Origin of the sequence: Mycobacterium sp. 1274756.6 (assembly GCF_001668625.1) — a bacterium.
In the GTDB taxonomy this organism is placed as follows: Bacteria; Actinomycetota; Actinomycetes; order Mycobacteriales; family Mycobacteriaceae; genus Mycobacterium.
The window spans coordinates 38,435-50,048 of record NZ_LZLJ01000038.1; the positions used below are offsets into that span (position 1 = coordinate 38,435).

Below are 11,614 nucleotides of genomic sequence, written 5' to 3' on the forward strand. Positions count from 1 at the left end.
GTACGCCTGTGAAGAGCACCGTCGAGCAGTTGAGCCCCACCCGGGTTCGCATCAATGTGGAGGTGCCCTTCACCGAACTGGAGCCGGACTTCACCCGCACCTACCAGGAGCTGGCCAAGCAGGTCCGGCTGCCCGGTTTCCGGCCGGGCAAGGCGCCGGCGAAGCTGCTGGAGGCGCGCATCGGCCGCGGTGCGGTGCTTGAGCAGGTGGTCAACGAGGCGCTGCCCAGCCGCTACAGCGAAGCGGTGGCCAACGCCGAGGTCAAGCCGCTCGGTCAGCCCGACATCGAGATCACCAAGCTCGAGGACGGTGAGGAGTTGGTCTTCACCGCCGAGGTCGACGTGCGCCCGGAGATCGACCTGAGCGCCGCCGAGGCGCTGCAGATCACCGTCGACCCTATCGAGGTGGGCGAGGAGGAGGTCGACGCCGAGCTGGAGTCGCTGCGCGCCCGGTTCGGCACCCTGACCGGGGTGGACCGCGCCGCCGCCGACGGTGATTTCGTCTCCATCGACCTGTCCGCCTCCGTCGACGGGGAGGAACTGGCCGACGCGGCCACCGAGGGGCTCTCCCACGAGGTCGGCTCCGGCCAGCTCATCGACGGCCTCGACGAGGCGATCGTCGGGCTCAAGGCCGGGGAGAGCAAGGTCTTCACCACCACCCTGGCCGCCGGCCCGCAGGCCGGGAAGGAAGCGCAGGTCACCGTCACCGTCGGCGCGGTCAAGGAACGCGAGCTGCCCGAGCCCGACGACGATTTCGCCCAACTGGCCAGCGAGTTCGACACGATCGGCGAGCTGCGGGACAGCCTCACCGAGCAGGTGCGCCGCACCAAGCGGGTGCAGCAGGCGGAGAAGATCCGCGACGCCGCCCTGGAGCAGCTGCTGGAGAAGGTGGAGGTCCCGCTGCCCGAGGCCGTCGTGCAGGCCCAGGTCGACGACACGGTGCACAACGCCATCCACGGCCTCGACCACGACGAGGAGAAGTTCGCCGAGGCCCTCGCCGAGCAGGGCTCCTCGCGCGAGGAGTTCGACGCCGACGCGCGCTCCTCGGCGGAGAAGGCGGTCAAGACCCAGCTGCTGCTCGACGCGCTCGCCGACAAGCTGGAGATCCAGGTCGGCCAGCAGGACCTCACCGAGCGGTTGGTGATGATGTCGCAGCAGTACGGCATCGAACCCCAGCAGCTGATGACCTATCTGCAGCAGAACAACCAGCTGCCGGCGATGTTCGCCGACGTGCGACGCGGCCTGACGATCGCCGCGGTGGTGGAGGGCGCCACCGTCACCGACAGCGCCGGCGCCACCATCGACACCAGCGAGTTCTTCGGCCGGCGCACGCCGGACGGGGCGCCCGCCGAGGCCGAGACCGAGCCCGAGACCGAAGCGACCGACGCCGACGAGGCGTGACGCTGTCAGCGAACACGGCGGATTCGGGGCGCGTTGGGGGAGTGCGGGCCCGGTTCGGTTGGTTAGTGTCGGGACAGAGCACAAAGCAGAAAGCAGGTATCCCACGGTGAGCGGTGTGACGGACATGCGGTCGGAAGGGCTGGGGCTGAACCTGGCCGATTCGGTCTTCGAACGGTTGCTGAGAGAGCGCATCATCTTCCTCGGCTCGCAGGTCGACGATGACATCGCCAACCGGCTGTGCGCCCAGATCCTGCTGCTCTCGGCCGAGGACCCCACCCAGGACATCTCGCTGTACATCAACTCCCCGGGCGGGTCGATCAGCGCCGGGATGGCCATCTACGACACGATGACGCTGTCGCCGTGCGACATCGCCACCTACGCGATGGGGATGGCCGCCTCGATGGGCGAGTTCCTGCTCGCCGGCGGCACCAAGGGCAAGCGCTACGCCCTGCCGCACGCCCGGATCCTGATGCACCAGCCGCTCGGCGGGGTGACCGGGTCCGCCGCCGACATCGCGATCCAGGCCGAGCAGTTCGCGGTCATCAAAAAGGAGATGTTCCGGCTCAACGCCGAGTTCACCGGACAGCCGATCGAACGGATCGAGGCCGACTCCGACCGGGACCGCTGGTTCACCGCCCAGGAAGCCCTGGAATACGGTTTCGTCGACCACATCATCACCCGCGCCCACACCAACGGAGCCTCGTCATGAACCCTGATCTTCAGCCCCAGGCGCGTTACGTTCTGCCGCAGTTCAGCGAGCGCACCCACCTCGGGGAGCGCATCGTCGACCCCTACGCCAAGCTGTTCGACGAGCGGATCATCTTCCTCGGCGCCCAGGTCGACGACGTCTCCGCCAACGACGTCATGGCGCAGCTGCTGGTGTTGGAATCCCAGGACCCCGACCGCGACATCACCATGTACATCAACTCGCCCGGCGGCGGCTTCACCTCGCTGATGGCGATCTACGACACCATGCAGTACGTGCGCGCCGACATCCAGACCGTCTGCCTCGGGCAGGCGGCGTCGGCCGCCGCGGTGCTGCTGGCGGCGGGCACGCCGGGCAAGCGGATGGCGCTGCCCAACGCGCGGGTGCTCATCCACCAGCCGCAACTGGCCGGGGTGATCCAGGGCCAGTTCTCCGACCTGGAGATCCAGGCCGCCGAGATCGAGCGGATGCGCAGCCTGATGGAGACCACCCTGGCCCGCCACACCGGCAAGGACCCCGAGGTGATCCGCAGGGACACCGACCGGGACAAGATCCTCACCGCCGAAGATGCCAAGGAGTACGGGATCATCGACACGGTGCTGGAGTACCGCAAGCTCTCCGCGCAGCAGGGCTGACCCGCCCGCGTCGCCCGGTCCAGCCATGGGCGCCGAGCGTGCTGTGCCTGCGAGTTCGGCGCCGTTGTTTCGCAGCCGTTACCCGTTGGGCGTCGGGTTCGGTCGCGCGGCGGGCGCGGCGAGCCGGCGGGCCAGCGCGGCGATGTCGGCCGGGCGCACCCGACAGCAGCCGCCGACGATGCGGGCCCCCGCCGCCACCCAGGCGTTCGCCTCACCGGCCCGGAACCGGCGCGGCCCGACCCAGCGCCGCGCCCACCGCTCGCCGCTGTTGGGGTAGACGATCACCGGCTTGTCGGTGACGGCGCGGGCGATCGCGATCGCGGGCAGCACGTCGTCCGGCGCGCAGCAGTTGACCCCCACGGCCACGATCCGGTCCACCTCCGCGGCCACCGCGAAGGCCTCCGCCAGCGGTTGGCCCGCCCGGGTGCGCGGCCCGTCGACGGTGTAGCTCAGCCACGCCGGCAGGTCGCCCTCGGCCACCAGCGCCGCCAGCGCCTCCGCCTCGACGACGTCGGGGACGGTCTCGCAGGCCAGCACATCGGGTCCGGCGGCGCTGAGCACCTCGAAGCGGCGCCGATGCCAGGCGGTCAGCTCGCTCACCGACAACCCGTAGCGGCCGCGGTATTCCGAACCGTCGGCGAGCGCGGCCCCGTACGGGCCGATCGAAGCGGCCACCCAGCGGTGACCGCCCACCGCGGTCGCGGCCGCACGCGCCAGCGCGACACTGCGGCCCAACAGTTCCGCGGTCCGGTGCTCGTCGAGCCCGCGGGCGGCGAAGCCGGGAAAGGACGCCTGATAGCTGGCGGTGGTGGCGATCTGCGCGCCGGACCGGAAGAACGCCTCGTGGACCGCGGTGATCGACTGCGGCGCGTCCAGCAGCAGGCGCGCCGACCACAGCGGGTCGGTGAGGTCGAATCCGGCGGCCTCCAGCTCGGTTGCCAGACCGCCGTCGCTGATCAGCACGGTATCGTTGGGCACGGCGAACCGCACGGCCTCCACTGTAGGCGGGAGCGGAGGCGCCGCGCCTTGCGATTCGGTCACGCCGGCGACACGCCCGCGACACGGCGGCGCGTCCCGCGGGGAGCGGCCGAAGGAAGCGATAGGTTCGACATGCACCAATACCGTCGGGGTGATTCCGGTTATGAGTCGCCCGGCGGCGCAGCAAGCGGGTAGCGTCGAGGCAAGACGCGCGACGAGACCCGACCGACGGCGATCAGGAAAGTGGGAGCCCAGCATCATGGCACGCATCGGAGATGGTGGCGACCTGCTGAAGTGCTCGTTCTGCGGGAAGAGCCAGAAGCAGGTCAAGAAACTGATCGCCGGGCCCGGCGTCTATATCTGTGACGAGTGCATCGACCTGTGCAACGAGATCATCGAGGAGGAGCTCGCCGACGGCGACGAGGTCAAACTCGACGAGCTGCCAAAGCCGGCGGAGATCCGGGAGTTCCTCGACGGTTACGTCATCGGCCAGGACACCGCCAAGCGGACGCTGGCGGTCGCGGTCTACAACCACTACAAGCGCATCCAGGCCGGCGACAAGGGCCGCGACTCCCGCTCCGGCGAGGCGGTCGAGTTGACCAAGTCCAACATTCTGATGCTCGGGCCCACCGGCTGCGGCAAGACCTACCTGGCGCAGACGCTGGCCAAGATGCTCAACGTGCCGTTCGCCATCGCCGACGCCACCGCGCTGACCGAGGCCGGCTACGTCGGTGAGGATGTGGAGAACATCCTGCTCAAGCTGATCCAGGCCGCCGACTACGACGTCAAACGCGCCGAGACCGGCATCATCTACATCGACGAGGTCGACAAGATCGCCCGCAAGAGCGAGAACCCCTCGATCACCCGCGACGTCTCGGGGGAGGGCGTGCAGCAGGCGCTGCTGAAGATCCTGGAGGGCACCCAGGCGTCGGTGCCGCCGCAGGGCGGGCGCAAGCACCCGCACCAGGAGTTCATCCAGATCGACACCACCAACGTGCTGTTCATCGTCGCGGGCGCGTTCGCCGGGCTGGAGAAGATCGTCTCCGACCGGATCGGCAAGCGCGGGTTGGGTTTCGGTGCGGAGGTGCACTCCAAGGCCGACATCGACACCAGCGACCACTTCGCCGAGGTGATGCCCGAAGACCTGATCAAGTTCGGGCTGATCCCGGAGTTCATCGGCCGGCTGCCGGTGGTCGCGTCGGTGACCAACCTCGACCGCGAGTCGCTGGTCAAGATCCTCTCCGAGCCGAAGAACGCGCTGGTCAAGCAGTACATCCGGCTGTTCGACCTGGACGGGGTGGAGCTGGAGTTCAGCGACGAGGCGCTGGAGGCCATCGCCGACCAGGCCATCCACCGCGGCACCGGCGCACGCGGGCTGCGCGCCATCATGGAGGAAGTCCTGCTGCCGGTGATGTATGACATCCCCAGCCGCGACGACGTCGCCAAGGTCGTGGTGACCCGGGAGACGGTCGAGGACAACGTGCTGCCCACGATCGTGCCGCGCAAGCCGGCCCGCGCCGAGCGCCGCGACAAGACCGCCTGACCGGGCGTTACCCGCGGATCCGGTCCGCGCGGGTGTAGACGTTCAGCGAGTCGCCGCGCAGGAACGCCACCAGCGTCACCCCGGCCTCGGCGGCCAGGTCCACCGCCAGCGACGACGGCGCCGACACCGCCGCGAGGATCGGTACGCCGGCCATCACGGCCTTCTGCGTCAGCTCGAACGACGCTCGCCCGCTGACCAGCAACACCGTGCCGGTCAGCGGCACCCGGTTCTGTTCGACCGCCCAGCCGATCACCTTGTCCACCGCGTTGTGGCGGCCGATGTCCTCGCGGACCACCAGCGCAGTGCCCGCCGCATCGAACAGCGCCGCCGCGTGCAGCCCGCCGGTGCGGGCGAACACGTCCTGCTCGGCGAGCAGTTTGTCCGGCAGCGCGGTCAAGGTGGCGGGGGTGACGGTGACCGGGTCGTCGGCGGGGCGGAAGCGGCTCTGCAGCAGCACCGAATCCAGCGACGTCTTGCCGCACACCCCGCACGCGGAGGTGGTGTAGAAGTGGCGCCGCAGGGCCGGGCCGGGGTCGGGCACCCCCGGCGCCAGCGTCGCGTCGAGCACGTTGTAGCTGTTGCGGCCGTCCCCGCCGTCGGCACCGGCGCAGAACTGGGCGGTGTGCAGGTCCGCGCGGCCGCCGATGACCCCTTCGGTGAGCAGGAACCCCTGGGTGAGCTCGACATCGTTGCCCGGGGTGCGCATGGTGACCGTCAACGGTGCCCCGTTGACCCGGATCTCCAGCGGCTCCTCGACCGCGAGGGTCTCCAGGCGCTCCGCGGCGCCTGCGACCCCGTAGCGCTGGATACGCCGCCGCGCCGTCAGTCGTCCCACACCGGCTCCGTTCTCGAGCTCGCCACCTGCGCCATGGTTCCATCTTGGCCGTAGCGGCCGGCGCGGCGTGCGTTGCGGGGGTCCGGTGCCCGGCCCGGCAGGCGTGCGCCGGGGGCGCTGGCAAATGTTACTCACGAGTACACCAGATTCTTAAAGTTGGGATTCCAGCAAAAGTGACCAAAACCACAACGACGGGAAAAAACCGTCCGGATCGACGCCCTGAGCTGGACGGTTCCTGGGAAACGCACGGTGTGTCGCGGGGCGTCGGCGTCGAGGCAACCCTAAGAAGAGTGCAATAATCGGTACCGGCAGTGACATAAAACTTGGCGGGCATCCGATCCGATGGCGCCCTCAGCGGCAGCCGGATGCTCCGCGCGGACGCGCGAAGCCGCGCAGACCAGCGAGAAAGGCAGCGGCGTGCAGCCGAAAAACGGGGCAGACACGAACAAGCCGCAACGGCAGAAAATCGAAAAAGTCGTCATCCGCTTCGCCGGAGACTCCGGTGACGGCATGCAGCTCACCGGGGACCGGTTCACCTCCGAGGCGGCGCTCTTCGGCAACGACCTGGCCACCCAGCCGAACTACCCGGCCGAGATCCGGGCGCCGCAGGGCACCCTGCCCGGGGTTTCGTCGTTCCAGATCCAGATCGCCGACTTCGACATCCTGACCGCCGGTGACCGGCCCGACGTGCTGGTCGCGATGAACCCAGCCGCGTTGAAGGCCAACATCGAGGATCTGCCCCGCGGCGGGCTGGTGATCGCCAACTCCGACGAGTTCACCAAGCGCAACCTGGCCAAGATCGGCTACGAGGCCAACCCGTTGGAGACCGAGGAGCTCTCCGACTACGTGGTGATCCCGGTCGCCATGACCACCCTGACCCTCGGGGCGGTGGAATCGATCGGCGCCACCAAGAAGGACGGCGCCCGCGCCAAGAACATGTTCGCGCTCGGGCTGCTGTCGTGGATGTACGGCCGGCCGGTCGAGGCCAGCGAGACCTTCATCCGGGAGAAGTTCGCCCGCAAACCCGAGATCGCCGAAGCCAACGTGCTGGCGCTCAAGGCGGGCTGGAACTACGGCGAGACCACCGAGGCGTTCGGCACCACCTACGAGGTGGCGCCGGCCAAGCTGCCGCCGGGGGAGTACCGGCAGATCTCGGGCAACACCGCGCTGGCCTACGGGATCATCGCCGCCGGCCAACTCGCCGACACCCAGGTGGTGTTGGGCACCTACCCGATCACCCCGGCCTCGGACATCCTGCACGAGCTGTCCAAGCACAAGAACTTCGACGTCGTCACCTTGCAGGCCGAGGACGAGATCGCCGGCATCGGTGCGGCGCTGGGCGCCTCCTACGGCGGCGCGCTGGGCGTGACCAGCACGTCGGGTCCGGGACTGTCGCTGAAATCCGAGGCGCTGGGCCTCGGGGTGATCACCGAGCTGCCGCTGCTGTTGATCGACGTCCAGCGCGGCGGTCCGTCCACCGGGTTGCCGACCAAGACCGAGCAGGCCGACCTGCTGCAGGCGCTGTTCGGCCGCAACGGCGAGTCTCCGGTGGCCGTGGTGGCGCCGGCCACCCCGTCGGACTGCTTCGAGATCGCGATCGAGGCCGTCCGGATCGCCCTGACCTACCGCACCCCGGTGGTGCTGCTCTCCGACGGGGCGATCGCGAACGGCTCCGAACCGTGGCGCATTCCCGACGTGGCGGAGCTGGCGCCGATCGAACGGGACTTCGCCCAGCCCGACGAGCCGTTCCAGCCCTACGCGCGTGACCCCGAGACCCTGGCCCGGCAGTTCGCGGTGCCCGGCACCGCCGGTCTGGAGCACCGCATCGGCGGGCTGGAGAAGACCAACGGCTCCGGTGACATCTCCTATGACCCGAACAACCACGACCTGATGGTCCGGCTGCGGCAGGCCAAGGTCGACGGCATCAAGGTCCCCGACCTGGAGGTCGACGACCCCACCGGCGACGCCGAGCTGCTGCTGCTGGGCTGGGGCAGTTCCTACGGGCCGATCGGTGAGGCGTGTCGACGGGCGCGGCGCAACGGCATCAAGGTCGCCCACGCGCACCTGCGCTACCTCAACCCGTTCCCGGCCAACCTCGGCGAGGTGCTGGCCCGCTACCCGAAGGTGGTGACCCCGGAGATGAACCTCGGGCAGCTCGCGCTGCTGCTGCGCGGCCGCTACCTGGTCGACGTGCAGTCGGTGACCAAGGTTGCCGGCCGGGCGTTCCTCGCCGACGAGGTCGAAGGGATCATCACCGCCGCGCTGGACGGAACGCTGCGCGACAAAGAGAACGAGAAGCCCGGGCTGGCCCGGGCCGCCACCGCCACCATCGAGGGCAAAGCAGGAGCTATCGCATGACCGAGTTGGACACGCACCGGAAGGACCTGGGGCTGACCGCCGTCAGCAGCGTCCCGACGACCGACGAGCCGCAGAAGGCCAAGGACTTCAACTCCAACTCGGAGGTCCGCTGGTGCCCGGGCTGCGGTGACTACGCGATCCTCAACACCATCCGCAACTTCCTGCCTCAGGTGGGGCTGCGCCGGGAGAACATCGTGTTCGTCAGCGGGATCGGCTGCTCCAGCCGGTTCCCGTACTACATGAACACCTATGGCGTGCACTCCATCCACGGCCGCGCCCCCACGTTCGCGACCGGTCTGGCGGTGGCCCGCGAGGACCTGTCGGTGTGGGTGGTCACCGGGGACGGCGACGCCCTGTCGATCGGTGGGAACCACCTGATCCACACCCTGCGGCGCAACGTCAACCTCACGATCCTGCTGTTCAACAACCGCATCTACGGGCTGACCAAGGGCCAGTACTCCCCGACCTCGGAAGCCGGCAAGATCACCAAGTCCACCCCGATGGGCTCGCTGGACAACCCGTTCAACCCGGTGTCGCTGGCGATCGGCGCGGAGGCCACCTTCGTCGGCCGGGCGCTGGACTCCGACCGCAAGGGCCTCACCGAGGTGCTCGAGGGTGCGATGCAGCACCGCGGGTCGGCGCTGGTGGAGATCCTGCAGGACTGCCCGGTGTTCAACGACGGCTCCTTCGACCTGCTGCGCAAGGAGGGCTCGGAGGACCGGCTGATCAACGTGCGTCAGGGTGAGCCGATCATCTTCGGCGCCAACGGCGAGTACTGCGTGGTCAAGGCCGACTACGGTCTCGAGGTGGCCAAGACCGCCGACGTCGCCGCCGACCAGATCGTGGTGCACGACGCCACCCTGGAGGACTCCTCGTACGCCTACGCGCTGTCGCGGCTGTCCGAACAGAACCTCGCGCACTTCCCGATGGGAATCTTCCGCCAGGTCAGCAAGCCCACCTACGACGACCAGGTGCGCAACCAGATCGAGGCGGCGCGGGACGCCACCCCGCACGACACCGCCGCCCTGCAGTCGCTGCTGCGCGGTCGCGACACCTGGACCGTCGCCTGATGCGGTGACCCCGCCGACGGGCGATCCGGCCGTGCCGGCCGGGATCGTGCTCGTCGGCGGTGCGTCGCGCCGGATGGGCCGCGACAAGGCCACGTTGCCGGTGCCGGGGTCGTCGCTGACCCTCGTCGAGCATCTGGTCGGGCTGCTGGGGCGCCGCTGCCGGCCGGTCTTCGTCGTCGCCGCGCCCGGCCAGCACCTGCCCGCGTTGCCGGCGCAGCTGCTGTACGACAAGGTCGGCGGGCTCGGCCCGCTGCCGGCGACCGGCCTGGGGCTGCGCGCCGCCGACGCGGCCGGGGCGCAGCGCGCGTTCGTCGCCGCGGTGGACCTGCCGCTGCTCGGCATCGACCTCATCGACACGCTGACCGGGGTGGCCGCCGGCGTCGACGCCGACGTGGTGTTGCCCTGGGACGGCCGCGACCACTACCTGGCCGCGGTGTATCGCTGCGCCGTGGCGTCCCGCATCGACGCGCTGGTGGCGGCCGGGGAACGCCGGATGGCTGCGCTGGTGGCCGGACTGGACACCCAGCGCGTCGTGGTCGGCGCGGACGCGGGGTTGACGAACCTGAACTCGCCGGCCGATCTCGCCGCGTTGCCGGTGGTGGGGCCGGCGGCCGACGGCGGTGCGGCGGCCGCGGGGAAACGCCACGGCTGAATTCTTCCAGCAAATCAAGCACTAAGACTGTCAAAGTATCATTCGCGTTTCCGGCATAATTGTCTCCAATTAGTCGTAACGCGGCGTAATCATTTGGTGTAATTAATGTTTGCGTAATGAATGCGTTATTCGCGGCAGCCGATTTGTCGGCGCCGACGAATGGTGGTGCACCGAATGGCTGCCGATCCGTTACCGATCCGTTGCCCAGGCGTTGCTTCGCCGTTGTGGGCGGCCGCTAAAGCCGTTGGCGCAGCACGGTTTTGACGGCCCCGATCGGCAGCAGTAACGCCGTTTGGCATCCGGCGGGGCGTGCCGCCGCGGCCGGCGGCTGAATGATTCCCCGCACGGGCCGGACTGGCGGATTCGGCGGGAAACCGCCCGGAAACGGCGAGAATCTCGCCCAAAAAGCACGGATTCACGCCGTGCGCGGCCGATAGAGTGCCGGTGGCGGCGACGGTGCCCGAGCCCGCTGCGCGGCATTGAGGGCTCGCTGGCGACTCTTCGGGGCGTGCCCGAGGGCCATCAACGCGGGTGACGGCCCGCAGTCGGCGCGGAGCGCTCCTGACCCTGTGTGCCGGCTCACAAAATAGCGGTGAGTTGCCTCACGAAATCAACGTGGCCGCCGCCGGGGCCGCCAGCCGGAAAACGTGCGGCTGACCAGCAGAGATCATCCGATAATCCGAACGTGATCACGTCGTTATCGAAACGATATAGGCGTGTCGGCGAGATGACGTATTGCGCAACGGTCTTCTAGCGTGCCTTTCGTTCCGAATACGGAGCAAATTAAAAACTCCAACCACGAGTCTGCGTGTGAGCAGGGCTGCGCCTCGCCGAGGACCCCGCAGTCGCCGGAACCGAATCCGGCGGGCAAGACCCCGCACCTGCTGCCGTGCCCGACCGAGAGGGCACGTCCCGACTCCCCGTCCAGCGCCACGGCCAAGGCCGGGCCTCGGCACGCGCCCCGCGAAAGGAACGATGTTGCGTCACCTGCGTAAGACCTTGGCCATGACCGCGCTCGCCGGCGGGATGGCGCTGGCCCCGGTCGGCTTCGCCACCGCCACCGCGCACGCCGACAGCGTCGACTGGGACGCCGTCGCCGCCTGCGAGTCCGGCGGCAACTGGTCGATTAACACCGGCAACGGCTACTACGGCGGCCTGCAGTTCGCTCCGGGCACCTGGTACGCCAACGGCGGCAGCGGCCTGCCCCACACCGCCAGCCGCGCCGAGCAGATCCGGGTCGCCGAGAACGTGCTGGCGTCCCAGGGCATCGGCGCCTGGCCGGTCTGCGGGGGGCAGGGCTGACCCACCCCTGACCTTCCGGTGGTGGGGGGGGGGGGGGGGGCGGGGCCCCCCGGCCCCCCGGGGGGGGGGGGGGCCCGCGCCCCCCCCCCCCGCGCGGGGGCGCCGCGGGGGGCGCCGGGCCGGCGGGAGGGCCGA

General features: G+C 69.5%; 10 protein-coding genes. 8 read left to right on the forward strand and 2 right to left on the reverse strand.

Going from position 1 to position 11,614, the window contains the following annotated elements:
* Positions 1-8: 8 nt before the first annotated feature.
* From tig to A5643_RS05135, 3 genes are all read left to right on the forward strand, one after another.
* Positions 9-1,400 (forward strand): trigger factor, encoded by a 1,392-nt coding sequence (gene tig, locus A5643_RS05125; RefSeq protein ID WP_066852587.1) that lies wholly within the window; start codon positions 9-11, stop codon positions 1,398-1,400.
* 106 nt (positions 1,401-1,506) lie between these two features.
* A complete protein-coding gene (locus A5643_RS05130) occupies positions 1,507-2,109 on the forward strand; it encodes an ATP-dependent Clp protease proteolytic subunit (RefSeq protein WP_066852589.1) in 603 nt (200 codons plus the stop codon).
* Entirely contained in the window at positions 2,106-2,741 is a 636-nt protein-coding gene (locus A5643_RS05135; RefSeq protein ID WP_066852591.1) for an ATP-dependent Clp protease proteolytic subunit, read from the forward strand. Before A5643_RS05130 ends, A5643_RS05135 begins: the two co-directional genes overlap by 4 nt.
* Positions 2,742-2,819: 78 nt before the next feature.
* Here the strand turns inward: A5643_RS05135 and mmuM are convergent, their stop codons facing one another.
* On the reverse strand, positions 2,820-3,731 hold the full coding sequence (gene mmuM / locus A5643_RS05140; protein WP_066852608.1) for a homocysteine S-methyltransferase: 912 nt from the start codon (positions 3,729-3,731) through the stop codon (positions 2,820-2,822).
* A gap of 247 nt (positions 3,732-3,978) precedes the next feature.
* On the opposite strand from mmuM, the gene clpX reads away from it, so the two are divergent.
* Positions 3,979-5,262: an ATP-dependent Clp protease ATP-binding subunit ClpX gene (gene clpX / locus A5643_RS05145; RefSeq protein ID WP_066852592.1), complete on the forward strand. Its 1,284-nt coding sequence runs from the start codon at positions 3,979-3,981 to the stop codon at positions 5,260-5,262.
* A 7-nt stretch (positions 5,263-5,269) separates the two neighbouring features.
* Here the strand turns inward: clpX and fdhD are convergent, their stop codons facing one another.
* Positions 5,270-6,097 (reverse strand): formate dehydrogenase accessory sulfurtransferase FdhD, encoded by an 828-nt coding sequence (gene fdhD, locus A5643_RS05150; RefSeq protein WP_066852594.1) that lies wholly within the window; start codon positions 6,095-6,097, stop codon positions 5,270-5,272.
* A 342-nt stretch (positions 6,098-6,439) separates the two neighbouring features.
* Here fdhD and A5643_RS05155 point away from each other — a divergent pair, with 342 nt between their 5' ends.
* The 4 genes from A5643_RS05155 (at position 6,440) to A5643_RS05170 (ending at position 11,479) form a co-directional block, all read left to right on the forward strand.
* Positions 6,440-8,455 carry a 2-oxoacid:acceptor oxidoreductase subunit alpha gene (locus A5643_RS05155; RefSeq protein ID WP_082948738.1) on the forward strand — a complete coding sequence of 672 codons (2,016 nt, stop codon included), beginning with the start codon at positions 6,440-6,442 and terminating at the stop codon, positions 8,453-8,455.
* On the forward strand, positions 8,452-9,525 hold the full coding sequence (locus tag A5643_RS05160) for a 2-oxoacid:ferredoxin oxidoreductase subunit beta (RefSeq protein ID WP_066852596.1): 1,074 nt from the start codon (positions 8,452-8,454) through the stop codon (positions 9,523-9,525). Before A5643_RS05155 ends, A5643_RS05160 begins: the two co-directional genes overlap by 4 nt.
* A 4-nt stretch (positions 9,526-9,529) precedes the next feature.
* Positions 9,530-10,177, forward strand: coding sequence for a molybdenum cofactor guanylyltransferase (gene mobA, locus A5643_RS05165; protein ID WP_286143637.1), 648 nt, complete (start codon positions 9,530-9,532; stop codon positions 10,175-10,177).
* A 978-nt stretch (positions 10,178-11,155) separates the two neighbouring features.
* Entirely contained in the window at positions 11,156-11,479 is a 324-nt protein-coding gene (locus A5643_RS05170; protein ID WP_286143638.1) for a transglycosylase family protein, read from the forward strand.
* Positions 11,480-11,614: the final 135 nt, after the last annotated feature.